This is a genomic window from Aeribacillus sp. FSL M8-0235 (assembly GCF_038000355.1).
Lineage (GTDB): Bacteria > Bacillota > Bacilli > Bacillales > Aeribacillaceae > Aeribacillus > Aeribacillus composti.
Map to the genome: position 1 here is coordinate 2,015,731 of NZ_JBBOBW010000001.1, position 26,828 is coordinate 2,042,558.

The 26,828-nt window shown below is 37.8% G+C and carries 23 protein-coding genes, 3 pseudogenes and 1 CRISPR repeat array (1 of these 27 running past the window's edge); of the genes and pseudogenes, 10 read left to right on the forward strand and 16 right to left on the reverse strand.

The window, feature by feature from the left end; genetic code table 11:
* Positions 1-304: 304 nt before the first annotated feature.
* Both NSQ71_RS09715 and NSQ71_RS09720 read left to right on the forward strand, forming a co-directional pair.
* Positions 305-502: a hypothetical protein gene (locus NSQ71_RS09715; RefSeq protein WP_340733846.1), complete on the forward strand. Its 198-nt coding sequence runs from the start codon at positions 305-307 to the stop codon at positions 500-502.
* Positions 503-1,555: 1,053 nt separating this feature from the next.
* Positions 1,556-2,929 carry an IS1380-like element ISGsp2 family transposase gene (locus NSQ71_RS09720; RefSeq protein ID WP_327847978.1) on the forward strand — a complete coding sequence of 458 codons (1,374 nt, stop codon included), beginning with the start codon at positions 1,556-1,558 and terminating at the stop codon, positions 2,927-2,929.
* A gap of 186 nt (positions 2,930-3,115) precedes the next feature.
* On the opposite strand, the gene NSQ71_RS09725 is transcribed toward NSQ71_RS09720, so the two are convergent.
* From NSQ71_RS09725 to NSQ71_RS09760, 8 genes and pseudogenes are all read right to left on the reverse strand, one after another.
* Positions 3,116-3,385: a 2TM domain-containing protein gene (locus NSQ71_RS09725; RefSeq protein ID WP_340733847.1), complete on the reverse strand. Its 270-nt coding sequence runs from the start codon at positions 3,383-3,385 to the stop codon at positions 3,116-3,118.
* Between the two features lie 374 nt (positions 3,386-3,759).
* Positions 3,760-3,963, reverse strand: a complete 204-nt coding sequence (locus NSQ71_RS09730) for a hypothetical protein (RefSeq protein ID WP_340733849.1) — start codon at positions 3,961-3,963, stop codon at positions 3,760-3,762.
* Between the two features lie 807 nt (positions 3,964-4,770).
* Positions 4,771-5,940 carry an ISL3 family transposase gene (locus tag NSQ71_RS09735; protein WP_340733850.1) on the reverse strand — a complete coding sequence of 390 codons (1,170 nt, stop codon included), beginning with the start codon at positions 5,938-5,940 and terminating at the stop codon, positions 4,771-4,773.
* 330 nt (positions 5,941-6,270) lie between these two features.
* Positions 6,271-6,546, reverse strand: a pseudogene (gene istB / locus NSQ71_RS09740) (IS21-like element IS5376 family helper ATPase IstB); the annotation flags it as partial.
* 70 nt (positions 6,547-6,616) lie between these two features.
* A complete protein-coding gene (gene tnpA / locus NSQ71_RS09745) occupies positions 6,617-6,937 on the reverse strand; it encodes an IS66 family insertion sequence element accessory protein TnpA (protein ID WP_003352856.1) in 321 nt (106 codons plus the stop codon).
* Positions 6,938-6,983: 46 nt separating this feature from the next.
* Positions 6,984-7,109, reverse strand: a complete 126-nt coding sequence (locus NSQ71_RS09750; RefSeq protein ID WP_340733851.1) for a hypothetical protein — start codon at positions 7,107-7,109, stop codon at positions 6,984-6,986.
* Positions 7,110-7,664: 555 nt separating this feature from the next.
* Positions 7,665-7,961 carry a nucleotidyltransferase domain-containing protein gene (locus NSQ71_RS09755; RefSeq protein ID WP_003397908.1) on the reverse strand — a complete coding sequence of 99 codons (297 nt, stop codon included), beginning with the start codon at positions 7,959-7,961 and terminating at the stop codon, positions 7,665-7,667.
* The gene (locus NSQ71_RS09760) at positions 7,948-8,403 is read right to left on the reverse strand and encodes an HI0074 family nucleotidyltransferase substrate-binding subunit (RefSeq protein ID WP_094245930.1); all 456 of its coding nucleotides are present in this window, start codon (positions 8,401-8,403) and stop codon (positions 7,948-7,950) included. Before NSQ71_RS09760 ends, NSQ71_RS09755 begins: the two co-directional genes overlap by 14 nt.
* 831 nt (positions 8,404-9,234) lie before the next feature.
* Between NSQ71_RS09760 and NSQ71_RS18555 the strand changes: the two are divergent.
* Positions 9,235-9,722, forward strand: a pseudogene (locus tag NSQ71_RS18555) (transposase); the annotation flags it as partial.
* A gap of 6 nt (positions 9,723-9,728) precedes the next feature.
* On the forward strand, positions 9,729-12,053 hold the full coding sequence (locus NSQ71_RS09765) for a TOTE conflict system archaeo-eukaryotic primase domain-containing protein (protein WP_340733853.1): 2,325 nt from the start codon (positions 9,729-9,731) through the stop codon (positions 12,051-12,053).
* Positions 12,054-12,349: 296 nt separating this feature from the next.
* Here NSQ71_RS09765 and NSQ71_RS09770 read toward each other — a convergent pair whose 3' ends face one another.
* A complete protein-coding gene (locus NSQ71_RS09770; RefSeq protein ID WP_340733854.1) occupies positions 12,350-12,550 on the reverse strand; it encodes a HepT-like ribonuclease domain-containing protein in 201 nt (66 codons plus the stop codon).
* A gap of 122 nt (positions 12,551-12,672) precedes the next feature.
* Between NSQ71_RS09770 and NSQ71_RS09775 the strand changes: the two genes are divergently transcribed.
* Both NSQ71_RS09775 and NSQ71_RS09780 read left to right on the forward strand, forming a co-directional pair.
* A complete protein-coding gene (locus tag NSQ71_RS09775) occupies positions 12,673-13,854 on the forward strand; it encodes an IS701 family transposase (protein WP_063388773.1) in 1,182 nt (393 codons plus the stop codon).
* 60 nt (positions 13,855-13,914) lie between these two features.
* Positions 13,915-15,087, forward strand: a pseudogene (locus tag NSQ71_RS09780) (IS4 family transposase); the annotation flags it as partial.
* A gap of 477 nt (positions 15,088-15,564) precedes the next feature.
* Here NSQ71_RS09780 and accC read toward each other — a convergent pair.
* From accC to NSQ71_RS09800, 4 genes are all read right to left on the reverse strand, one after another.
* The gene (accC, locus tag NSQ71_RS09785) at positions 15,565-16,908 is read right to left on the reverse strand and encodes an acetyl-CoA carboxylase biotin carboxylase subunit (protein ID WP_340733856.1); all 1,344 of its coding nucleotides are present in this window, start codon (positions 16,906-16,908) and stop codon (positions 15,565-15,567) included.
* A 166-nt stretch (positions 16,909-17,074) separates the two neighbouring features.
* Positions 17,075-17,629: an acetyl-CoA carboxylase biotin carboxyl carrier protein gene (locus NSQ71_RS09790; protein ID WP_340733858.1), complete on the reverse strand. Its 555-nt coding sequence runs from the start codon at positions 17,627-17,629 to the stop codon at positions 17,075-17,077.
* 54 nt (positions 17,630-17,683) lie between these two features.
* Positions 17,684-19,159 (reverse strand): hypothetical protein, encoded by a 1,476-nt coding sequence (locus NSQ71_RS09795; protein WP_094245982.1) that lies wholly within the window; start codon positions 19,157-19,159, stop codon positions 17,684-17,686.
* 111 nt (positions 19,160-19,270) lie between these two features.
* A complete protein-coding gene (locus NSQ71_RS09800) occupies positions 19,271-20,593 on the reverse strand; it encodes a phenylacetate--CoA ligase family protein (RefSeq protein ID WP_094245983.1) in 1,323 nt (440 codons plus the stop codon).
* A 179-nt stretch (positions 20,594-20,772) separates the two neighbouring features.
* Between NSQ71_RS09800 and NSQ71_RS09805 the strand changes: the two genes are divergently transcribed.
* The 3 genes from NSQ71_RS09805 (at position 20,773) to NSQ71_RS09815 (ending at position 23,407) form a co-directional block, all read left to right on the forward strand.
* Complete coding sequence (locus NSQ71_RS09805) at positions 20,773-21,546, forward strand: IclR family transcriptional regulator (RefSeq protein WP_066247440.1); 774 nt, start codon at positions 20,773-20,775, stop codon at positions 21,544-21,546.
* 26 nt (positions 21,547-21,572) lie between these two features.
* Positions 21,573-22,319 (forward strand): IclR family transcriptional regulator, encoded by a 747-nt coding sequence (locus NSQ71_RS09810; protein WP_327855855.1) that lies wholly within the window; start codon positions 21,573-21,575, stop codon positions 22,317-22,319.
* Between the two features lie 902 nt (positions 22,320-23,221).
* Complete coding sequence (locus tag NSQ71_RS09815) at positions 23,222-23,407, forward strand: hypothetical protein (RefSeq protein WP_063388204.1); 186 nt, start codon at positions 23,222-23,224, stop codon at positions 23,405-23,407.
* Positions 23,408-23,723: 316 nt separating this feature from the next.
* Here NSQ71_RS09815 and NSQ71_RS09820 read toward each other — a convergent pair whose 3' ends face one another.
* Positions 23,724-24,161, reverse strand: a complete 438-nt coding sequence (locus NSQ71_RS09820; RefSeq protein WP_311066199.1) for a hypothetical protein — start codon at positions 24,159-24,161, stop codon at positions 23,724-23,726.
* Between the two features lie 388 nt (positions 24,162-24,549).
* On the opposite strand from NSQ71_RS09820, the gene NSQ71_RS09825 reads away from it, so the two are divergent.
* Positions 24,550-25,023 (forward strand): hypothetical protein, encoded by a 474-nt coding sequence (locus NSQ71_RS09825; RefSeq protein ID WP_063388206.1) that lies wholly within the window; start codon positions 24,550-24,552, stop codon positions 25,021-25,023.
* Between the two features lie 296 nt (positions 25,024-25,319).
* Here NSQ71_RS09825 and NSQ71_RS09830 read toward each other — a convergent pair whose 3' ends face one another.
* Positions 25,320-25,799 (reverse strand): VanZ family protein, encoded by a 480-nt coding sequence (locus NSQ71_RS09830; protein WP_130157899.1) that lies wholly within the window; start codon positions 25,797-25,799, stop codon positions 25,320-25,322.
* Between the two features lie 604 nt (positions 25,800-26,403).
* A complete protein-coding gene (locus tag NSQ71_RS09835) occupies positions 26,404-26,697 on the reverse strand; it encodes a transposase (RefSeq protein ID WP_063387357.1) in 294 nt (97 codons plus the stop codon).
* 63 nt (positions 26,698-26,760) lie between these two features.
* A CRISPR array of direct repeats spans positions 26,761-26,828; the repeat unit is 30 nt (it continues 234 nt past the right edge of the window).

A 26,828-nucleotide genomic window follows, 5' to 3' on the forward strand; every position in this document is an offset into this window, starting at 1 on the left:
TAACAGTTCATTTTCTCTTCTGTTGCTGAACTCTTTTTTGTTCCAGCAGCTGGCAAATGGATTTGATCCCGATCATTCCAAATTTAGCTTTCTACATAAAGCGGGATATCTGGACGTCTTTTAACGTCAACACATCGAACAAAAATTTCTCTTCAAATGCGTACTATGAATGCTCTTCCGATACCAAATATTACAATATTTTACAATTAGATGAATTTTTTATATAACTTGTGATATTTGTCCGTTTCAAAAAGCCCTGCTAATACATTTAATGTATATAGATATTCTAGGAGGTGAGTTTCCAATGTTTGGTCATACTAGACCCATTATCTGTCCGCCTAAACATGTGGTTTGCGACCGTTTCATTCCACGTGTAGTTCCTTATATTCATCCAATTGTAAGGATTAATCGTTTCAATATTGTCAATGTTCCTAGACATATTTATAGACCAATTACAAGAAACGTAATTGTTGATCCAGGATACCCTTCTAAGTGCTGCTAAATGACATTACACAATGCGCCCTCTTTTATTAAGGGGGGCGTTGTTTTGTTTAAATTCCCTTAACGCCATAACCTCAAGAGGTTCCATCATTATTTCGCATTTCAAAAGTACACTAATGTTCAGATTTTCATTGGAGACACCATAAATTAAGCCGATACAGACCAAGCAACTATTCCTTTGCAAAATGCCGATGCGTTTATTGTGAACAAAGGATTTTTGTGCCCTCTGGATGTTTCAATGTATACAAAAGGAATTTTTCGTCCTCTGATTCGCCATCCTCTCGGATGTCTCTGCGGCCATCCTTCAAGATCAGACAGCTTTCTTTTTATCAACCCATTCCAACCTGTTTCCCCAACAATATCCATACTTTGAGTTAATCTCCATCAGTTGCAATACATCCATTTATATCCATACGATGAATGAGTCGACTCTTTTTTATATTAGTTTACATAATTATTTTATGGGTTACTAAACTTAATCTTGGCTAATTTATCAGCTGCTGTTCGCTTCAACATTGATTCTGCAGCGGTTTCCAATCGATTTTAGCAGCGCTTTTAGCTCTTGCTCTTACCCGTTGCTTATGCAGTATTTAACAAAGAGCTCCCTCCTTTGAAGTTGAGTTTTTAAGGAAAAGAAAAAGCACCTTCCAAAAGGTGCCTACACTTTTTTTCTAAATGCCCTTCTTTCCGCATATACTGCACATTCCGGACAAACTTTCATACTCTTTCCGTTATGGTCTACATAATGATAGTAAGTTTTTGTTTTTCGCTTACACAAAAAGCACCGCTTATGAAATAGACGAAACATAATTCAACTCTCCATACTGTAATGTTTGAAATGCATCTCACAGGGTGCAGCTTTTAGATGTTCCATTTTAATACTCTCCACAAAAAAACGTTCGATTCCGAACGCTTTTAAAATGTTCTACCTGTCTTTTTCCATATATTTTTTTATCTTCCTGAATCCGTGACAAAACATCTTTACAATGGTCGCAAACCGTTGATACGATAAGGGAAAACGACGTTGACGATTCTTCATCAAGTAGGTGATGTGATGAAAGATTTCCCGATTCGGTTTGTATTGACAGATGAAGCGATTACCCCAAGTGCTGGGCTTGCTCTCGTTGGCTACTTACTCCATCGAACGAAACTGGATAAACGGGTAAACGCACTTCGGCTTCCAACGGTTCGTCGAGAAGTGCACATTTCCCATAGCGATGTCATTCGCTCGATGATTGGCTTGCTTGCCACAGGAAAAACGGATTTCGATCATATCGAAGCGTATCGTCAGGACGATATCTTTTCGGCATCGATGGGGATTCAGCACGTGCCTTCCTCTCCAACCTTGCGACAACGACTCGATCAGCTCGCTTGTCTTCCGATGACCGAAACGATTCTTTGGGAGGAGTCCATACGTCTGTTGATTCAACGACATGCCACTTTGTCCCCTTGTTGGACCAAAGGAAAGACGACATGGCTTCCCCTTGATATAGATGGTTCCCCATTTGACAACTCCGATACGAAAAAAGAAGGAGTCAGTCGAACGTATAAAGGATTTGACGGTTTTACACCGTTGTTTGCGTATGCAGGGAAGGAAGGGTATCTCGTTCATGCCGAGTTGCGTCCAGGGAAACAACATGTGCAAGACAACATGCCCTCGTTTTTAGTCACCGCTATCCGTCGAGCTCGTCAACTGACTTCATCTCGTCTGCTTGTTCGCATGGATGCAGGAAACGATGCAGAAGCGAATGTGCACGTATGCCTAAAGGAAGACGTGGACTTTGTCATCAAGCGAAACTTACGCCGAGAATCGACAGCGCTTTGGTTCCAGATCGCTTCGCAAAAGGGCAAACGTGTCGATGATGGACAAAGCGAAGGAGTACAAACCTATGAGCTATGCCTTCCACAGAAGGCAGCGATCGATGGAAACACGTATACGTACGTTCAAGTCACCCAAGTGACGGAACGGACGATGGAACGCAATGGACAGCTGATGCTCGTTCCTGATTATGAAGTGGAAAGCTATTGGGTGCGGCTCAAAGGATACGAGCATGTTCGAATGAGCGATGTGCTCGCGTTGTATCATGACCATGCGACATGCGAACAGTTTCATAGCGAACTGAAGAGCGACTTAGATTTAGAGCGGCTTCCATCTGGGAAGATGAAAACGAATGCGCTCGTGTTGGTCATGGGAGCCTTCGTTTACAATCTTCTTCGTCTGATTGGACAAGATCTATTAAGCGATCCGAGACATCCGTTGCACCACAAAGTGAAACGCCGCCGCATCAAGACGATTATTCAGACGGTGATCACGATGGCAGGGCGACTCGTCCGTCGATCACGACAGATCTGGATGAAACTGACGCGAAGGAGTGGCTATAGCGAGCCCCTACTGAACGTCTATCAGAAATGGAGAGAGGCAAGATAACGAACGAATGTTCGGGCACTGATGTCCAACGTCACTCCCTGTGCTTTTTTGTCTATTTTTTTGGTTCGTATACCTAAAAAAGAGATTTGTTCCATTTTCGGAAATAGAGATGACATAGGTCATAAGCATAAAAGGGGTTTTATGGATTATCAATCCATCAAAATTACAACAAAATCAAAGTCGATTTCAATTCATCACGGATTCAGGTATCTTTTTTTCTTCCCATTCTTCCCCGAATATGCCAAATGCAAACGTTGAGGCGCCGTGTACTAAAAGTCCAATCCCCCAGCCAAAAAGCGGATATTGAAACCACCAATTACCGGGATCCGAAATTAAATTAAAAACAAAAAGCATAGAATTCACTAAAACATAAGAAATGAAATGCAAATAAAAGGCTTTCAAATTTTCCACTCTTTTTTTCGCCCTTAAATATTTTTCATCTTTTTCGACTTTCAACACCTCCCCTATATAGCTTAGTTTTTGAACAGCCTTGTTGCCACTCATAATGCTGAAAATATTTTCCTTCACCGTTTACATTTGGGAATGAGGCACGACAATTTCTAACCTGCTGTTGATTCGGTTTTTCATAAGTGTTGAATCGTAAACGCAACAAATTTGCTTAAGTTTCGGCATTTACCTCTCTTCTTTTACTCCATTCGACAAAGGGGTAATTTTTCCTTCTTTAAACAATAAGGATTAACAAATTTTTTGCAGGAAAAAGGCGAATAAAAGCTTCAAAAAAATATGGGTCACCATTCAATGAAATCGTTTCACAAATGAAATGCACACCACAAAGCTCTCAGCAGGATGGATGAAATGAGCTTTTTCATCTAGAGAGGCCAGAACAAGAAGGTTGGAGCTGAATCGCCATTGGCTAACAAGTACATCCAGTAGCATTCTTTTGAACAATCTTTTTCTGTCAAAGCGGCAACCGTACCGTCATCCTCTTTCACTGGAACAGGGTGTTGCGCCTTAAACAGCTCCTTCATCATTGGAATGGGGGTCATCCGCCTAATCATGAAGGAAATGACCAATTTTCAAACTTCCCAGCAGGATTTACATCTACAATTATGGGGATCGTGATGCCATGCCTGTATCTAGAAGACAAGGAAACACCTTGATCATATTTCATAAGCAAACACCTGCATCAATTTTACTGTTTTGAACATCATATCGACACAATATTTTTATATCTCAAATGTATCATATGACCGCCTCAAAGTTTTTTATTCCTTATTTTTAACATATCTCCTAACCTATTAGCGTTTATATTGGAAATGAGGTAAAAAGTGTAGATATTCTGCTCTAAATATTAGATTTTTGCAGTAGCTGTGTATGTTCTATTACTATAATCAACTATAGTAGTAGTGTACTGCCAAGATATATTGTTAAACCGCTTCCACAAACATTTCCAGAGCTGCTATAAGATTTTGTAGTTGTGCTTCTTGAATAACCCGGACTAGATCCACTACCACTTGCTCCGGCTCCACTAAAAGAAACACTTCCTCCAACTGTATAAAACGAAACTTGATGAGTTAACTTCTTAAACCCGGTTCTAGTAGTAGAACTTAATGCTTTATATTTTCCGCAACCTTTCCAGTCAGACAAATAAGGCAAATCGGCTTTCGCTGTTACATTGTTATCGGGATTAACGCTTTGGTTAGAAAAGAACAGGGCGGCGATTTACAGTTTTGCTGGCTCGATAAGCATCAGCAGATTGTGAAAATGTAAAAATAAAACATAGTAATATAGAAAAAGATAAAGCAAGCATTTTTCACCTAAATAATTGAATATTATACACTTTTTAGGTTCATCACCAAAAGATGTACTTGATTTTTACGTTAAAATGTGATAGAGGTCTCTAGACGGACACGCAAAGTAAAACGCTGGATATTTCGATACCCATATCCTCGCCTTTTGATCAATTTTATTTTGTTGTTGATTCCTTCCATTGGACCATTTGAGTAAGAAAAAACGATGCAAGAAAGCACTGCGTCTCTTCGGGTGATGAGTGCCTTGGCAATACTGCGTACGGCGGCACAGTCGCTAAAAAGGTACCGGTCAAACCATTGGGTCAAACGAGTTTCGGCTTGCTTTCTTGTTTGGCTTTTGGATACGTAACGGAAATGTTGAAGTGCTTGATAGACATCACGTAAATAAGCACTTTCTTGGCACCATTGTCGAACTTCCTGTCTCTCTTCTTCTGTTAATTTTTCTGGACGTTGGCTTAACAATCGGCACACGCGGCGAACGCTTCCATGTTTGGTTCCGCCTTTGGCAAGGTATTTGCGACAACGTTCCAGTGCATCGGTGAATAACTGAATCACATGGAAGTGGTCAAGAACATGGATGGCTTTTGGACATACCTTTTCAATGGCTTTTCTCATGGCAGGAGCCAAGTCGCTGACAACATACTTCACTTTGGAGGCGACGGGTTGAAGCGCCTCCACAATGGCTTCTTCATTTTTTCCAGAAGCAATGGAAAGGACATTCCGAGTCTGTGTGTCCATCACCGCTACTCCGTAATCATGTCCCTTTCGGAAAGCGAATTCATCCACACATACTACTGTAGGATTCGATGTTGGTAAAAGAGCCGGGGCATATTGATAAAACCAGCGTTCTACTGTCGTATAGGCGAGTTGTAACAAGCGAGCGACTTCTTGAATCGTTTTTCCGATGCATAACTGGGCGACCCAATGTTGAAACGATTCCGTCGCGATACTGTGAGACGGAAGTCCCGGATAAGAAACGGTGAATGTCAGAAAACAGGCTTGGCAACGCCGTTTTTCTATGGGAAGTTCAATCCAAAATAAACCGACCGTATTGGTATAGCCATGAATCCATTGTTTTCGTTTCGATGATATTTTGGTTGTCCGTCCGAAGCAAGTCGGGCAGATCGGACAATGAGGAGGGAGGGAAAGTTCAAAAATCCATCGTTCTCCCTCTTTTCGTTCTCCATGAATAAGAAAGCCTGGTAAAGTGATCAAATCTTTGATAAACTGAGATTGCATGCGAAATTTCCTCCATGGTTGATGGTTTGGTCACCTTTACCATACAGGAAATTTCGCATTTTTTGTACCCTTGATCAGAAAACAACCTGATTGTCAAGTACATTTTGTGGTGAAGAGCCATTTTTTACCTCAATTATCATTTTATCACATTTTTAGGTAATTTGTAGTATTTTTACATTATTTTTTTATAATGATTATTTTTTTCTATTTTAGTATTTTTTGTGGTATGCACACAATTAATTTTGGAAATAAAATGAATTTCCTGATCTGAGTGTCAAGGCCGATTATTTTTTCCCCAAAATCGCCGGTTTAAAATTCCCCAGAAGGACCTTATTGATCCTTCTGTTTTTCTTGTTGGAGCCTCTTTTCCCGTAATCGATAGCTTTCCCCCTTTAGGTTGAAAATGATGGAATGATGCAATAATCGATCTAACATCGCGGTCGCCAATACCGAGTCTCCCACAACTTCTCCCCATTCCCCAAAGCTTTTGTTGGAGGTGAGGATAATCGGGGCATGTTCATACCGACGGGCGATGACCTGAAATAAGTAATGAGCGCTGTTTGGGTCCAATTTTAAGTACCCCATTTCATCAATAATGAGAATGGTAATCCATCAATGGATTTTCTCAAATCAGTACTTCCTTTTGCCAAGTAAACTCGTTCAACTCTTGTACCAGCTAACATGTTGATTTCAACGTCCTAACCACTTCTGAAAGAAAGGCCGGATCGAAACCAGGTTTTACTTCAATTGAAATCCCACTAATTTCAATCCGTAATGAATTTTCAACTGTTTGTGAATGATCTTCTAGGGTAACGGATGCCCATTTTGTAGACTTTCCTTGATTTTTTATTGGATTTTCAATTTTTCTTAACCAGTATTTAAACTGGTGAATACTCCATTGATTTTCCTTGCACCAGTTTACTTGAGTTTGACCGCTTTTACGATAGTCAGCGATTCGTTGTTCCCAAACCTTTCGTAATTCAGGATTCTTAGGCATAAAAAAACCTCCTTCAATTTCATCTTGAGGAGATTATCTCATGAAATTAGCACATCAAGAAGGTGTGCAAGATTTGACGCTTACGTACAAAAGGCTGAATGAGCTGTTCCAGCTCCCCTAACGAAATCGTCCGCTTCGGAAAAACGGCTAGCAATCTTTCAATTGGTTCCAATCTCGCTCCACTCCTACAAACTGGATTTTCTCTTATTATATAAGAAAACAAGAGAAGAGGGTATGAATGATTGTTCCCAAACTTGAGGGGGATTGCAAAACAAGGGAAGATGATGAAACACCGGGCTAAGCTGCTTTCACTTTTAAACTAAAAAACTTGAGGAGAATTTTTCATTAAACTATAGTTTTACGCAAAGTTTGAGGCAGGAAATAAAGATGAATAAATGAACTGATTTAACAACATAGCAACCTCATGCGGACGCTCCTCAGCATACTTCACTAATCATACAAAACTTCCAGAGGAAGGATTCTCTTTCTGCAGCTTTTTTACAATATTGACAAACAATGCCTGTCACTGTTCGCCAAGAACGTCTTTCAAAACTGTTTGCGTTCATCATCCATTATGGGAAGGAGTAGTTGATTTTCATGTATGGGTGGGGAGTAAAATTTACTCATGGATGTTTTTTGCGGAAAAAGGGAGGGCACCCGAAAAGAGAACGCCTAGCGAACACTTTTGGGTCCCATCATGTTCGACACATACTCTCGAACACTGAGCTCACGACAGAGGCTTTGCATAAATGACCTTTCCATCACGCATAATTTGCCGTTTTATTTCCTCATTCAGCGAGTCAAAAAACAGCACATCACACGAATAAATGCCGACAATCTCGTCAATGTCGTCCATTATTTTCCCCTTTTTATTTCCGGTATAATCAAGACACAAATCAATATCAGAATTATAGCGTGCCGTGTTTTTTGCGCGTGATCCAAACAAAATAACTTTTTGAATCTCTTTGTCACCTTCAAAATACGTAAGCAACCGCTCAAATACATTTTTATTAATTCCATACATCGCTATCAATCACTTCTTCTTTTATTTTTTGAAGCAACGCTTCGATTTGGTGAACATATTCATTTACGATTTTATTTTTTATTCGCTCATAATCTTCTTCGTTATACACATGGGCAGTTGCGTTTCGCGAACTCAGTATATCGTTCCATACATCAATATTTTCAATCCATCCTTCCTTAAAAGCTTGACGATAACATGCCCGCGGACTGTTTAGTTCAAGCCCGGATGACTTAAAAATTTTTGATAAAAGCTTCCAAAGTTGATCTTCTAAAATCTCATATTTTTTCACAATCGAATCTCTATACACTTCTTTCATCAATTCGTCTTCATTTGTTATTTGTTGCGATGCTGAAATCACATTTTTTAAGTGCAACAATAAACGAAATGCATATTGATACGACAACATGATCGATTCTTTGTATTTGTCAAACAAATCGTCCATTCCCAATCTACCGCCTTTCTCTTACATAATAACACAAAAAGGCTAAAACTATGTATGGCTTCTTCTGATGACTTCCAAACAAACAAGACATAAGTTCAACAACTTGATATGGTTGCTAATATAATGAATACATCTTCCATGGACATACTCAAATTCCAAAATGTATAAATTTAAAACATTCGACAAAATAGATTTTCACTCTTGTAATAATGATGCATTTTTTGCGTCATGAGTATCAATCTCGAAAACATAATTAAGAAAAAAAGCCTCCTCCTAGCCTTTAAAGCATTTTTTCAAAAAGTTGAAATTGACATATATTTCATCCTCGAAAAATTCACTGAGCATGTTGAGATACGTAGCTTGGTAAAAAATGACGCGAATATGAATTTTCATTCTTTGCGACTTCTTTGTTTTTCTCCTACTTATACTTACTCATTCGGCATCGTTCAAAAAAATCCTACTTTTTCGGAATCAAAGATTACGAAATGTGAGTGAACGGTTTTTTAGAGTACATTGAACATCGTCTGGAAGAAGTTCTACAACGCTTAAGACGTTTCTTGAGAAGTCGAAATATTGAATTACAGTTACATTTATATATAACAGAAATGCTCTTTTTTCATTGTTTATTTGACAGGGTTAATTGTAGGGAGTTTTTATCTGGATTCAAAAGCTCTTCAATATATTTTAGAACACTTTTACACAAAATAAATTACTCAACTTTCGCAGTGAAAAATTTATGAATAATCCTTGATTTGATAGGTTTCTTTGGGTATCTCATATTCACTTGACACTGAAAGGTTTCGTAAGTGCTTTCTATATCACTAAAATTGCCAGTTTAAAGAAGGAGCAGTAAAATTAGTTTTAGAAGGTGGAAAACAAATTACAGCAACGGTTAGACAACTAGATATTTCACCAAAAACCTTGCATAGATGGGTGAGTGATTATAAAAAGGATCCAGTAAATAGTTTTGTTGGGAGTGGCAACTTAAAACCTGAGGATGCAGCTATGCGTGAATTAAATAAGCGTATAAAGGATTTGGAGGAAGAGAACGCAATCTTAAAAAAGGCTATGGGCATCTTCGCCAAAAACCAGAAGTAATATATGACTTCATTGAAAAACACCAACACGAGTTTCGTGTAGCGAAGATGTGCCAAGTATTAGGTGTTGCAAAAAGTGGATATTATGCTTGGAAAAAGCGTGAAAAGAGTCAACAAAAGAAACGAAAAGAAAAGCTAACAGCTAAGATTAAACGTGCACATTTAGAATCAAGAGGCCTATATGGTAGTCCTAAAATTACAAAGGTACTTAACGAACGAGGTAAAGTCATGGATATCCGGATTCAGTTGCAAGAAGCTCTTGCGGAATGCGAACGTTTAAGGAAAGAAAATGAATATTTAAAACACATTCTTTCAACGATGATGCAAAAGAAAGAAAAAAGTAATTCTGTAACTACGGCTAGTTCTATAGTCAACAACCAATCGTCCCCTGAAGAAAAGATACGATTATTCAAGCGGCTTTTTCGAGGACGGACTGATGTATATGCGGTTCGCTGGGAGTCAAAAAACGGCCGTGCGGGATATACACCTGCCTGTGCCTATGAGTGGCAACCACCTCTTTGTCGAAAACCGGAGATCAAATGCAGTGAGTGTCCGCATCGAACATTGCTACCGCTAAATGATCAAGTACTGTACGATCATTTAAGCGGAAAGCATACGGTTGGAATTTATCCGATGCAAAAAGATGAAACGTGTTTCTTTTTGGCGATTGATTTTGACAAAAAGAATTGGCAAGAAGATGTGTTGGCGTTTGTTTGTGTATGTAAAGAGTTTTCCGTACCGTATAGCATTGAACGATCAAGATCTGGGAATGGTGCACACGTATGGATTTTCTTCTCCGAAGAGATTCCTGCTTCATTAGCTCGCAAAATGGGAATGACATTGCTCACTAAAACAATGGAAAAACGATATGAAATAGGTTTAGACTCCTATGATCGATTATTCCCGAATCAAGATACGCTTCCAAAAGGCGGATTCGGAAATTTAATCGCATTGCCGCTTCAGCGAAAGCCAAGGATAAACGGCAATAGTGTATTTGTCGATGAATCCTTTACTCCTTATCCAGACCAATGGCTGTATCTATCTTCTGTTCAAACGATGACAAAAAAAGAAGTACAAGATGTGGTACAGCTTTACGAAAATAAATCTATTACTGTAAACGAAGTTTATCCAGAGAAAATTACTATTGAATTAAAGAATGGTTTATACATTCCAAATGATAGAGTCCCCTCTTCTCTTTTAACTAAGTTGACGAAACTAGCAACATTAGCGAATCCTGAATTTTATAAAGCTCAGAAAAATCGCATGTCTACATACGGAATACCACGAGTGATTAATTGCTCTTGGGATGAGGAAGGATATTTAGTCTTACCGCGCGGCTGTTTGGAGGAGGTTATTAACCTTTTATCGTCATTATCCATTCAAACTGAAATCATTGATGATCAATTCGATGGCCAGACGATTGAGGTGGAATTTCAAGGTGAGTTAACTTCTCAGCAACACGATGCCATATTGCAATTATTGAAACACAATACAGGTGTTCTTTCAGCAACCACTGGTTTTGGTAAAACAGTTATAGCGGCCGCTCTTATTGCGGAACGAAAAGTTAATACGCTAGTCATTGTTCATCGGACACAGTTGATGCAACAGTGGTTGGAGCAATTATCAACGTTTCTTAATATTTCATCAAAAGAAATCGGACAAATTGGCGGCGGAAAAAACAAAATAACAGGAAAAATTGATATAGCAACCATTCAAAGCTTAAATTACAAAGGTCAGTTGAAGTCATTTATTACCCAATATGGCCAAATCATTGTCGATGAATGCCATCATATTTCTGCCTTTAGCTTTGAGAAAGTGTTAAAACAAGTTCGCGCCAAGTATGTGTATGGGCTAACGGCTACACCGATTCGTAAAGATGGTTTACACCCTATTATTCACATGCAATGTGGTCCTATTCGTTATAAAATTGACGGGAAAACCCAAGCAAAAGTAAGGCCATTTATTCATCGTTTAATTCCGAGGTATACGAACTTTACGTCCTCACACAACGACATTCAGCAACTTTATAAAGAAACAGCACTCAATGAACAGAGAAATCAGCAATTATTTGATGATGTGTTGTCTGCGCTTGAAGAAGGCCGTTGTCCGCTAATCTTAACAGAACGAATTGAACATGTTGAAATTTTAAAGCAATTATTTAAAGGATTTGCTAAAAATATTATTGTACTCTCCGGGAATATGACGAAAAAAGAACGGATGGAACAATTGCATCGACTTTCTTCCATTCCTGATGACATGGAAAGATTAGTGATTGCAACAGGAAAATATATCGGTGAAGGATTTGACGATGCGAGGTTAGATACTCTATTTTTAGCCATGCCGATTTCATGGAAAGGCACCCTGCAACAATATGTCGGACGCTTGCATCGAATTCATGCAAATAAACAAGAAGTACGTGTATATGACTACGTGGATAAAAACATCCCGATGATGCAAAAGATGTTTGAAAAAAGATTGGCGGGATACCGCGCCATGGGCTATGTGTTAGATGAAAAAAACACTTTGTACAACGAACAGATGAAGTTGTTTTAATCTTAGTTATAGAAATGTGTGTATGTTTCATTTCACTTCACTTACACAAGATTACGATTAAATTAGCAGAACCCACCTCGACTCTTACAATGTGTACCAAGGTGGGGCTTTTTTATTTATGGGGGTTAGAAAATACAGCAAATGTTAAACGTCCAACTACATTTGATGAGCAACTAGAGATTTTAAGAGAACGCCGGTTGAAAATAGATAGTATGGATTTTTAACGACAGTAAATTATTATCGATTATCATCTTCTATGCTAACTCAAAAAGATTTGGTCTTTAAAAATATCCACTCTAATTTTCAATTAGTAACTGCTCAACATGTAGTTTTAACTTAGGAATCTTATTCTGAACAACATCCCAGACAATTCGATAATTAATGGAGAAATAGCCGTGAATTATCATATCTCTCATGCCAGCCATCTTTCTCCATTCGATATGCGGGTGTGCTTCTCGGATTTCATTTGGAATGTTTTTCGTTGCTTCGACAATCACTAACTGTAGATGAGCAAATTCACTAACATAAATTTACATCCGAACAAAAAAGGAGACATGAACCCGATTCCTTGATTAGAATAGATGTGTCACCAAACCATTCTCAAGGAGGTTCATGTCTCATGAATAGACTACCACATCACCAAGGAATCGACAAGTTTTTCGCAATGTTGGGGCTGGCCCTTTATTTCTCTAAGCCGGTCATGAAGCATCTCGTTCATATTATCGATGCGCTGACAACGAAAGGATTTGTGGGAACCTTGACCGATCTGCATCATGAGAGCTTTCATCCCAACCATCGAACGACACTGAGCCATTTTTTCACGAAAAGCCCTTGGGATGAAGAAATCTTGCTTCGCAAACTCCAGCAGTGGATGCTTCGTCATGTGGAACGAACGGCCAAGCGAAAGAATCACCCCATTTTTGTTTCGATCGATGATACGATCTGCCGAAAAACGAAGCCTTCGTCACAGGCGAAACACGCTATTGAAGGGTGTAATTGGCATTATTCTCACGCGGACAAAAAGTCGATTTGGGGACACTCTCTCGTCTGGCTCATGGTTCATACGATGACGCAAGCCTTTCCCTTTGCGTTTCGCCTCTACGACAAGGCGGATGGGAAAAGCAAGGGTCAATGGGCCATCGAGATGCTTTCTTCTTTGGATGTGCACGGTTCTGTTTATGTGCTGATGGATTCTTGGTACCCATCGAAAACACTCGTGGAAGCCTGCCTGAAAAAAGGATTCCACGTCATTGCGATGCTCAAGACGAATCGGGTTCTTTATCCAAAAGGCATCGCCATCCAAGCCAAACAGTTTGCCCGCTATATCGAACCGAACGACACCCATCTCGTCACGGTGGGAGAAGAGCGTTATCGCGTGTATCGCTACGAGGGAGCGCTGAAAGGTCTCGATGATGCCGTTGTGTTGTTGGCTTGGAAAGCCGATCAGCCGATGACACCTGAACATCTTCACTGCGTCTTGAGCACCGACCGGGAGCTAAGCGATGAAGAGATCTTGCGCTACTATGCCCAGCGTTGGTCGATCGAATGCTTTTTTCGACAAGCGAAAGACCAGCTGAAGCTCGATGGGTACCGCGTTCGTCAACGTCGTGCGGTGAAACGGTATTGGATCTTGGTGCAACTCGCTTATGTGTACAGTATGGTCGAATCCAACAGCGATTTCTCTACCGGGCTTGACTTCCTTCGAAAGAAGAAAGGACATAGCCTCGTGGAGTTTATTTACGATGCAGCGAAACAAGATATTCCCATTGATGTCGTTAAAAAACAGCTTCATGTGGCATAAGGGGTACTCCGTTTGTCTCTTTTTACATGGTAATTATTGTAATGAAAATTGCTCAACTACAGTAAAAAAGCTAAAGATTTGCCGGAAAAAAACGCTATTTATCGCTTCTTAAATAACCCTCAATACAATTGGCGCAGGTTTTTACTTGTTTTGAGTACTTTCACCATTATGAAGGTAAGTAGTTTAACGAGACACGACCGTCCGAAAGTGCTGATCGTGGACGACTCATCTTATGAACGAAATCGCAGTAAAAAGGTTGAACTGCTTGCTCGCTGTTTCGATCATTCTTCTCAAAAAATGCGTTATTACAAAGGATTTCGTATGCTTACACTCGGCTGGTCAGATGGTGCTACATTTTTGCCTATTGATTTTGCTTTATTAAGCTCTACGAATTCCCAAATCAATGGGATTGATAACCGAATCGATAAGCGTACATCCGGTTATAAGCGGCGTGTCGAAGCTTTACAAAAAGCGCCGGAAGTTATTCCCAATATGATTAAACGGGCACTTTCTCAAGGAATCGATGCCTCATACGTTTTAATGGATACATGGTTTACCCAACAGCCTTTGATCAAGTCCATTGTGGATCAAGGGTTGGATGTTATTGGAATGGTGAAGGATACAAAACAAAGATATCAAGTGAACGGTGAATGGGTGAGCCTAAAAAAACTATACCAAACAGCTAAACCATCACAACATCAAAAGGGTATTTTGCGCTCTATTCACACAACGATGGCAAATGGCGTACCTGTTAAAGTGGTATTTGTCCGTAATCGTAATAAAAAGAGACAGTGGCTAGCTATTTTGAGTACAGACTGTACTTTATCGGATCAAGAAATCATTCGTATTTATGGGATACGTTGGGATATTGAAGTATTCTTCAAAACAGTCAAATCCTTATTGAAACTCCAAAAAGAGTTCCAAGGAAGATCTTATGATTCCATGATCAGCCATACCACTATTGTGTTTACAAGGTACATTGTTTTGTCTTGGCAAAACCGAGTAAGTACAGATTATCGAACATTAGGCGGCATTTTTTATGAACTTTGTGATGAAATCGATGAACTAGATTGGGCCTTTGCACTTCAACTACTCATTGAAATTCTTGAAGATGCACTTCAAAATGTAAATCAAAAGATTAAAAAATTCATCGAAAGTCAATTACGTAAATGGATTGTAGTTTTGCCTAATTATATCAAGGCTTATTTACCAAAATTGAGCTGCGAAAGTTGAGTACAAAATAAAAATTTAGCAGCTTGCAAAATAAAAAATCATTGTCATCCCCCCCTCTTCCGTCGCCTTCTAATTGGACAAAAAAGGCAGTTAGTAGAGAAAAATGCTTGCAATAATTCAACAACATCATATCAACTATTTGTATTAAGGGATGTCTCTGAGACCAACGCCAAAGAGACGGGACATAGTTTTAAAACAGTTAAAAAATATGCGAATAAAGAAGATAGGAATCTGTTTGTGAGACTTTTTATAACCAGATCGATAAAATTAAGACAAAAAAGAGGTAATCGACAGTTTTGCGATAACCTTCTTTTGAAAGTTAAATAAAGTTATGTTTTGCTAGACATTCTAAGTAAATCTAAATCCTTCATCATTTATTATTTAAAAGTAAAATAGACAATTTGCTTATGTTAAAAAAAATCAGGACTGCTCTTTCATCGATTTTTGAACAGCCCTGTCTATTTCTGCTTGCATTGTTTACTTCATAACTTTTTCAAGCAAACGGGTATTGACATTTCCGCTAACAAATTCTTCGTCCTGTAAAACTTCTTTTAAAAATGGGATTGTTGTTTTAATCCCTTCAACTGTAAATTCATCTAATGCGACAAGCATTCGTTTCATGGCATGTGTTCGATCATAACCATGGACGATAACTTTGGCGATCATGGAATCATAAAACAAAGACACTGAATAGCCTTGGTAACAATGGGTATCAATCCGCACTCCAGGTCCTTGCGGCATTTCCCATTTTGAAATTAATCCTGGACTTGGTCGAAATCCTTCTTCCGGTGCTTCCGCATTGATTCGGCATTCGACTGCATGACCAGTAAACCGAATATCTGATTGGGTAAAGCGAAGTTTTTCACCATGTGCTATATTTATTTGTTCCTGCACTAAATCAACACCTGTAATAGCTTCAGTCACTGGGTGTTCAACTTGAATTCTTGTGTTCATTTCAAGGAAATAAAACTTTTGTTCATCTTGATCCACAATGAATTCAACCGTCCCTGCATTTTCATAGGAAATGTTTTTGGCTAGCTTCACTGCTGCTTCACGGATCTCTTGGCGAAGCTTTTCAGAAATATTAGGTGCGGGCGCTTCTTCAATTAATTTTTGATGCCGGCGTTGTGTTGAACAATCCCTTTCACCAAGATGAATAACATTTCCGTGTTGATCGCCAAGGATTTGCACTTCAATATGCCGGGCGTTAGGGATATATTTTTCAACGTACATAGTTCCATCACCAAAAGCTGCTTTCGCTTCAGCTGAGGCTGATTCAAAAACCGTTTTAATATTGGCATATTCGGTAATAATTTTCATACCGCGGCCCCCTCCGCCAGCTGCAGCCTTTAACATAATGGGTAAACCTATTTTTTCAATGGTTTGAATTACTTCCTCAAAGGATGCCACTTTTTCGGAACCGGGCAAAACAGGGACGCCGCATTGCTGTGCGATTGATCTAGCGACAAGCTTGTTTCCCATTTTCGAAATGTGCTCCGGTTTTGGACCGATAAATATGAGACCATGATCTTGACAGTTTTGTGCAAGTTCGGCTACTTCCGATAAAAATCCATACCCTGGATGTATTGCATCTGCCCCAACTGATTTCGCTGCTGTAATGATCACGGGAATGTTTAAATAACTTTTGGTTGAATTAGCTGGTCCGATGCAAACGGTTTTGTCGGCTAATCGAGCTGGCAGACTGTCTATATCAGCTTCAGAAACAGCAAGAACTGTTTCGATTCCTAAAACTTTGCAAGATCTAATAATTCGAACTGCTATCTCGCCTCTATTGACGATGAAAATTTTTTTAATATTCATTTGACCTGCACCCTCTATCTTTCATTTAATAGAAATTAAGTTTTTCCTATCATAAAAAGAGCAACGTAAAGAGAAGAAATCGGTATAAAACCGATCCCTCTAATTTCTGAGCTTAAAAAGCGATACCCATTTTATATTTTTCCAATATGATAAGAGGTGCTTACGTCTATTTGACTTTAACTGAAAATAACGGTTGGCCGTATTCTACTAGTTGTGCATCCTCAACATGAATGTCGACAATTTCTCCTTTTACTCCCGCATGAATTGCACTGTATACCTTCATGACTTCGATTAATCCAACTGTTGTCTTTTCTTCAACTTGGTCGCCAACTTTTACATACGGAGGAGCACCTGGTTCAGATTGAGCATAAAACAAACCGGCCATTGGCGCTTTAATAATTTCAATCCCTTCTTGTATGGCAGGTATTTCTTTTAAAGTGTTTGAAGGTGCTTCCTCAATCACAGCTTGTTCTTCCGTTGCAGCTGCCTCTTGGTACTGAATTTCTTGTGTTTTTGATTCTACAGGAGTTTCAGCAGCGACTTGGACAGTTTGTTTTTCAGTCTCACTTGATTCGATCACACCATTTTTACCGATTACAATTTTATAATCTTCATTTTCAAGCTTTAAAAAGTTAAAAGAAGAAGCCTCTAATTTTTCAATAAGAGCCGTGAGGTTTTGTACATCCATTTCACTTAAAATTTCCAATCCCTTTTTCTTCATATTTTCCCCTCCTACGTTTTCTTTGACAAACCCGCGTTCTATCCGAAACTTTTTTTATTTTGTTAAAACTAAAGAGCTGTTAAAACCTTGTATTTGCACATGTGTGATATCTTGCTGCTTACTAAGTTTATCTAGCAGTTGTACTAATGGAGTTGACGCTGAAAAATAGGTCTTATGAGGCCCTGCTTTACGCATCTCTTCAATTTCTTTTGTTCCTTTCATAATATAGCGAAGCAAAAACTCTTCATCCGATAAATCAGGACCGCCGAATTGCTCTCTTATTTTATGAAGAGGTACATCTCGATCTGATGGTTTTGACAACTGCTTTGCTCTCGGCAAAGATAAAATCTTATCCCGTAAATTTTGATCCATCCAAGTGTAACCAGAGTCTTCACTAAATATTCCTTGAGCGAATTGAATAATTTCATCAATTACTACTTTGTAGCGCTCGCCTGTAGCAACATTGATCGCAGCTTGACTGACAACAAATTGAGAATACGGAGTAATCATCACCGGATAGCCTAAATCTTCACGAACACGCACCGTTTCTTCCAATACTTCATCTAATCGGTTTTCAAGTTTTAATTCTTTTAATTGGTGTTTTAAGTTTGATATCACTCCGCCCGGAATTTGGTAAACATATTGGGAATAATCGTAATAGAGCGGTTGTCCGATAGGCAGATTTTCTTCTTTCGCGATTTGCATTAATTTATCTGAAGCCCGCTGGATTCTTTCTAAATCTAAGCTTGTTTGATGGCCTAAATATCCGGCATTTTTTACTGTATTGAAAACGGATGGCTGAGAAGATCCGTCCGCTAACGGCGGAATGGCAGTATGAAGGGTCCGAACGCCAAGTTTAACCGCTTCCATATACACCGCTTCGGCTAATCCCGTTGTACAATGGGAATGGAGTTCAACAGGAATGCCGCCCGCGTTTTCCAAAATCACCGGCATCAACGTTTTGATTCTATCTGGTGTTAAAAGACCTCCTTGGTCTTTTAAATAAATAACATCCGGTTTCATTGCAGCTAACTCACGGGTTTTCTCGGCATAATACTCATCCGTATGCCGTGGTGAAACAGTATAAGAAAGAGCTAGAACAACTTCTAAGTTTAAACTTCTTAAAAACGGAAGATACCATGGATAAAGTTTATCTACATTCCCGAAAATATTTGCCATAATTTGTACCCTGTTTAATACTCCCGTTTCCACAATCCGCTTATAAAACAGTTTCACAACTTCAACAGGGGCGTTTATAATCTCAAAGGGAAAAATGGCCGGTTCCCCCATAGTACCTTTTGTTACATTTGGCATTTTTTCCGCCAACATACAAACCAATTTCCAAGGATCTTCTTTTAAATCTCTTATCATCTTTTTGAAATTAATCGGCATAACGGGTACTTCAACAACGCGAAAGCCAGCATTTCCAATGTCTTCTGCAACCGCTTCCATCATTCCTGTTCGCATTCCGGCTGCCCACAAACTTTGGGATCCATCGCGAAACGTTGTATCAACAAATTGCAAATTCATTTTATCCCTCCAAAAAATTTCTAGAATTTCTTATAAAAGTAACATTTCTCGCTATATGAAAATACTATGAATCTTATTAACAAATAGTCAGTATTAATATAGAAAAATTTTTTACACATTTATTTCTTGAACTAATTTCGCTTTCATTTCAAACCTTGGTAATGTTCCTTTTGGAACAAGTTGAACATCAGAGGTAAAAATCAGTTTCGAACGAAGAGTACTCTCTATCTCTTTTTTCAATGCCGATTGCTCACTTTCGGTTAACCCGTCTTCAACCTCTACTTGAATGGGTAAAGGAGGATGTACTAACGGCGGTTTTTGTTTTAACAAGATTCGAATTTCTCCCGTTACTTGTGGACGGAAGCTGCTGACCACATCTTTAATGGCAGATGGAAATACATTGACACCTCTTACAATAAGCATGTCATCAGTTCGTCCGATGCATCTGATTCGAAAACTTTTTCTGCCGCATTTACATTCACCTGTTTTAACCCGAATTAAATCTCTCGTGCGGAAGCGAACGAGCGGACAGCATTCGCGATCGATCGCTGTATAAACGAGTTCCCCCTCTACTCCATCAGCTATTGGAATCGTTTTACCCGTTTTCGGGTCAATGATTTCGCAAATGACAAAGTCTGAGCCTATAAAATGCATTCCATCCTGTTCCGGACACTCGCTAAACAAGACAGGAGCCATATCTGCATTTCCCATTGCCTCTAAAACTTTACATCCCCAGTCTTGCTCTATTTTTCTTCTTACTTCCGGCAGACCACCTCCCGGTTCGCCTCCTACAGACATAATTTTTATGCCAAGATCTTTTGGCTCCATATGAAAATGGTCCCGTACATATTCTGCTAAATAGCTTGCATAGGAAGGGGTGCAAAATAGAACATCCGCCTGAAAATCTTGAATGCTTTGAACTACACGTTCAGAAGCGCCGGTACCAATAGGAATAAATGTTGCACCTAATCGTTCAATGCCGTCTTTCATTGAACTTCCAACGAAAAAAGTAAGTCCCATGGCAAAAACGATTCGACTGTCTCTTCCAATCCCGTGGGTCGTCAATACCCTTGCAAGAATTTCTGTCCATATATCCCAATCATGCCTTGTGATCCCAACATATGTTGGCTTGCCTGTTGTTCCTGATGAAGAATGCACCCGAATGACATCTTCTAAAGAAGCGGCCGCGTGCAACCCTAGAGGCGGTTGAATTTTTTGGCTCTCCCTTATCTCATCCTTTGTTGTAAAAGGTACTTTCTCTAAATCCCCGATCGTTTGAATATCATCAGGCGAAATTCCCGCTTGTCTAAATTTTTCTCTATAAAATGGGGAATTTTCATACACATACTTTATTTGTTTCCTCAGTTTTATTTCTTGAAAATCCTTCAATTCCACATAAGGTTCGTTGAATGCGTTTTCAAATTTCAGAATCATTTTTATCCTCCCTAAATTATAAATATTTTGTTTTTATTGAATTTTTCGATTTGATGTTATAATAAAAAACAGTTAAATAAAAGTATACATTCCCGCTATATGACATTTATCAAAAAAATAGTTGTATAAAAATATAGATTCTCGCTATATGATAATTTCAAAAGTTTTGGAGGAAGCGTATGAATGAAACCTATTCGATTCACACAATCAAAAATGCCATGAACATTCTGAAACTATTTACGAAGGAGAATCCTGAATGGAAACTATCAGAGATTTCGAAACAGCTTCATTTAAACATTAGCACGACCAAAAGGTTATTGGTGACCCTTGAAGATTATGGCTACATCTTGCGAGATTCTCAATCAAAACGATATAGGCTAGGCTATATGTTTCTCCATTTATCTGAAATCATTACAACAACAATGGAAATTCGAAAAGAAGCCAGACCCGTTTTAGAAGAACTCGTTCAAAAATTGGATGAAGCCGTTCATCTAGGAGTCCTGGAAGGAACTGATATCGCATACTTAGACAAAATTGAGAGCAAACATCCGATCCGGTTAAATTCACACATCGGGAAAAGAAATCCATCCTATTGTACAGCCTGCGGAAAAATCATGTTAGCTTATCAAAAAGAGGAGAAAAGAGAAAAGTTAGTGAAAAAAATTGAAGAAAACGGGATTGTACGTTATGGACAAAATACCGTTACATCTGCTCACGAACTGATCACTCAATTAAAGGAAATTCAAAAACAAGGTTTTGCTATTTGCATTGATGAATTTTACCAGGGGATTAGCATCGGTGCTCCTGTTTATGATTATACAAATGAAGTCATCGCAGCGATTAGTGTTACAGGAAGAAGTAATCGGATTACCAAAGAGGATATTCCCTATTTTACCCAAGAAGTCATCCGAGCCGCCAAAAAGCTTTCGAAAATGCTCGGATATTTTAATTAATCTTTAGGCGGGAGTTGCTAAATTACATGAAAAAGAAAACTTACTCTTCTTTAGAAAATGCCTTAAGAATTCTCGATTTATTTACCATGGAAAAAAGTGAATACTCCATTAGAGAAATTTCAGATCAACTTGGAATCGCCTACAGCACTGCTCATCGGCTAGTAAAAAATCTTGAAGACGAAGGCTTTATTGTGAAAGATTCCATATTGAACAGCTACCGATTAAGTGTGTCCATTCTTTCCTTAAGTTCTGTTGTGACAGCCCACACAAAACTTATCAGCAATTCTACCTATTTACTTAAGAAATTATCTTCTCAATTCAAAGCAACGGTTCAAATTGGCGTGATGCACCGCGAACACGTTTACTATATTAATAAAACAGACTACGAACATCTTATCATGGGGTATGTGACGTACATAGAAAGAAAGGTACCTTTACACTATACAAGTGCTGGAAAAATTTTATTGTCGCAACTATCTGAAGAGGAAATTATCCATTATTCCGAACAATATCTTTTAACTGCTACCGCTTTTTCAAATATTGAGGACTTTTTAGATGAACTCAAACATGTAAAAACTAATGGATATGCAATTTCAGCGGATGAACATTATCAAGATTTCATCACTGTCGCCGCTCCTTTGAAAAACACAAGCGGTCATATTATTGCTGCTATTGAATTGATATATCCAAATGATGCAAAACTATTGCGAACGATTGAGCAAAGGGCAAAAGAATTCAAGAAAGTTTGCGAGAAAATTCGGCTTAACTCGTAACGTTCAAAATGTCTCCAATCCTTTCTAGAATCATTAGTTGGATAGCGGTTCTATTCAAAGGATGCTTCTTAACTGGGATAGTTGATGTCCATCTCTTTTATCGGTATGTTTTAAGCGTTTGAAAGGTATGTCCTGTCTCTTTGGTGATGACTTGCAAAGATACCCTTCATTTTATATTTGATGTGATGATGTTGAATCATATGAAACGCTGCAACATCATCAGGAATCAACACAACTGAAAAAGAAGCTGAACAACATCTAGAGACAGGCAAGTCGCAAAAAAATAAAAGAACAAGACGATTGATTTCTTTGACCAAATAAAAAGAAGGCTACGCTTAAAAAATACTAAAACAAAAACGACTAGCTAAAATCAAGGGCAATCGTCGTTTTGCAGATTTTCTTTGCGGAACTCGATAAGGACATGTTGAATTGGGAATTGTGACATTACTACATCCTGAAAACAGCAAGCATCAGCCGGGTCCAACATTTTGAAACTGGTTCTGGTAAGGACAATGAAGGAAGCCAGCTTTTTGTAAGAACTCATGTTTTAGGACTGTTAAGACCTTTTCTCCAAATCTACTAAAGTAACACAGACATTGGCCGGAGTCTGTGCTACTACTCTTCATATGCTTTCAAGAAAAACTTGATTTCTCCATGGAAGAAAGCTGATAATTCACGATCAATTTTTACAATAGCCATATTTACAATTCGATTTATTTTAAGAATCCAAACTCCTTAATAAAGTAAGCAATTACTTTTAACTCGTTTCTAAAATGGAAAAAAGCATTTTTAAATACTTTTCATTTAACACAATTTTGTTTCGCAAATTCTTCAAATCACTTTTTCACGTATGCACTAAAACACCATAAAATATGGTATTATTTTCTTGGGAGGTGTTTCATTTGAAAATAGATAATATGGTGATTTCTCAATTTCTTATAGGTTTTTCTTTGCTTCTAATATGTCTGACAACGGAACAGAGTAACGATATTCTTCAGAAATGTTCTTTATTTATTGGAATTCTGTCTATTGTTTCTGGTTCAGTTTGGGCGTTTGTAAATGGCAAAAGAAATAAAGATCCAGTCTGATAATTTATATCGGCTGCTTGTTAGCCGATTCGGACACCTCGAATCTCTGTTTCCATTTACATTTTTTGACTAACATCAAATGTGAAAAAATTTAGTTGACGAATAAATCAAATTTACCATAACCACCGTTATCAAAAATGATTAAACGGCCTTAGTCCTGCGGATCAAGACTAGCGACTCCAATCTTAATGCAGTCGATCCCTTTATGGTCTTAGTCATTCGAAGTTTAGGATCGAGACCGCTGATTGTTTCCACGTTCTGCTTGAAAGGAAGCAGTTCATCTTGGATTAGTGTGCTTTTAAAGCTAGATAAAATTTTAATGCTGTAAAGGTTCATTTTTGTAAAAGGTTAAAAACTTTTGATCATAACCTATCGTCAAGTGAGAAATAAGATTCGTTTTAAAGTAATCATAAAATTTTTCGAAATCAACAATTTCTCTGCCAGCGGAGAATGGAATATCTTGACTTGCAACAACAAATGGAATAACGCTGGCTCGCTCATAAAATTCATAAACTAAGGACAAGTCTTCAGCCTCTGCATAACCTAATATGTATTCTGTTTTCGGAAAGGAATATTTTTCATCCAAAATGTTTTTGATTGTTACAAACTTTGGAGAAAGCTCTAAAAGGAAGTCATCGTAGTAATCAGGAATCATTGCATAGATTATTCTTTTTTGAGGAAACAATTGATTTATAATATTTTCCAATATCTCTTTCGAACGGTTTTTCTCAATGTCAAATTTATATTGTATCATAAGCAAGCACCTCTATTTTTTGTCTCCCCATTTGGGATTAATATGATGCTTTCTAATTTTATTTTAGTTGTCCGCTTATTTCCTTCTTTATAATTTAAAACAAAAATCGTTGTCTTAGTACCAATATTTTTTTCATAATTTTATACCTTTTTACAGCTTTTCATACTTTCGTTACATGCTGTTTTGCAACTATAGTGCTCTTAGCCACTCTCTAATTGCAGCAGCAACTGAACCCTTCAAGTAGAACGTCCTAATTATGAAGAATTTAATATTTCCTCCAGTTTTGATACGGAGGCATTTGCGAACTTTCTTCTAATTTTGTTAAATCAACATCTGGAAAATCGATTCCCGTTTCTAATAAATAAATTAGAGAGGAATTTTTCATATTATGAAAAAGAAAGATAGAAGCAAATATTCTTTGGCAGATCACATCTTTGCTAAAACAGTTGTATCTTTCATGTGCTTAGCCATTATTTCTTTTCCTTTTCTTGTTTTTTATTTTGTAATGCATCTTATTTCATGGACAAACGATGTTCATATTCATGCATCGGGAACCCTATCTTCTATAAAAATTGTTCTCAAATTTTTTGTAACTACTCTCTTTATTACAGTGATCATGGATATGATATTTTCCGCCGTGTTAAACCGTGCAAAAGGAATTCTTGGTTATATTTCCGAAGCTCTTCTCATGCTCGCCTTTTTCTATTTGTATGTGTTCTTTTATTCTCTTCTATCTAATGAAATTGTAATGACAGAAAAAGGTCGTCTTTATGTTTCCCTATTTTTGTTTTTCGGGTATTTATGTATTCACGCAGTATATGTTGGCGCAAAACGGCTTTCTAAATTTATAGTAAAAAATTGAGATAATTACATTTGATACGAGGTGCTGGAAAAATGATGAGAGAGGCGTTTTTTCTTTATATACTTTTACAACTATTCACTGGAGATTTGATATTAGGTCAATAAAGTAGACACAAAAATTTATAAATTTTTTTCGCAGCTACCACGCTATCACTTGGTGGCCTTTTAAAAATGGCTATGTTAAAGTTTAATGTTGATTTTATATAAAAAAGTAGAACTTCCAATTATCTGGAAGTTATATATCGTAGTTTAGTCTTATTCACCTAAAGCCCCCTTTAGTTGAAGAGTAAGAGACATCTATTTAAGTAACCTCTGAACTATTTTTGTTTTCCAAATACCAAAACCTATCAAAGCACCTACCATATTAAGTATAAAATCATCAATATCAAAACTTCCTCTTCTTGTAACTAATTGTGTTACTTCAATAACAAATAACAATATAATCATTGAGAACGTAAATCCACCTACCTTGTTTATCTTTTTAATATAGTAAGGTAGGTAAATTCCCATTGGTAAAAACATAATTAAGTTACCAAAGAGGTTTTTTATAGGTATACTTATATTCAAACTTCCGTCAAACATTGCCGTAATATATGTACTAATAGTTTTAAATGGAACGAAATTTGAAGAACTCCTTAAATATTCTATTAACGATAAGTCTGTCCATATATGACCTCTAATTCCCACAAACATAACTCCTACAAACAACAGCATTACCAGTGCTAATAAATAAAATATGAAACTAATACTAAAAATTACCTTTATTACTTTCTTCATTTACAGCTCATCCTGTCTTTCTTCGTATTTTTAATGTTAGCTCTTAAACTATCCCGCCACGTTAATTGAATAAGATATAATGTTAAATCACAAATTTAGTTAATCTGTAGCTCCTTTTTCATGGAACAGTCTATTTGCCAGCCGACTATTTTCCTTGAAAACAAACATAATACTAGCTAGATAAAGCCAATCTTCCGTATGCATTGACTAGTCTCTGTCCATCTCTTTCTTCAACAAGCTCTCAATATAATCGTTAAAACGTTCCGTTCCATCTTTCAAGGAATACAAAAAATACAATTTGTGAAAGCTAATCCAATAACTCTCAAAATCTTAATGATACTTCCTACGAAGGATACAAATATATACAGTTCGTCATTCCTCCAAATAAAAAGGCACCCCGAAGGATACTATTGTTTTAAATTCTATTTTAGAAATAAGATCAACACAGCACAGGCTATACCTGAATAAATCCAGATTGCTTGATCTTTGGCACATTGAAAAAACTTTTTCATTTTAAACCAACTTCCTTTTGGTCTACTCAATTCGACAAAATGTGTCTCACCTTATGGGAGCATTATACATAGCCTTTCGTTCGTCAACAGACTTATTTGAGCCCAGATTTTTTTTTCAGCCAGTCAACTTCAACCGTTAACTGACCTACCAATTTCTCTAAATTTTCTTGTTTGGCCTCATATTCTTTACGGATTTTATCCACTTCGCTTGAGCCTTTTTCAAAGACCATCGAGGATCGTTCTAGAAATTCTGCTTTCCAACGACTGACCATGACTGGGCTTAATTCATATTTGGCGGCTATTTCATTGACGGTTTGCTCTTCACGCAACACCTCAAGAACCACCTTAGCTTTAAATTCTGCGGTATATCGGTTTCTTTTTTTCATGGTATCATTATAACTTATTTATCACGCTCATGTGTCTCACCTTATGGGAGCATTATAATGAAGGTTTCAATTCCTCTTAGTTAAGATAAAAACCATTGCATGCGTGGATGGGGTGTTTGTTGGGATTGAAG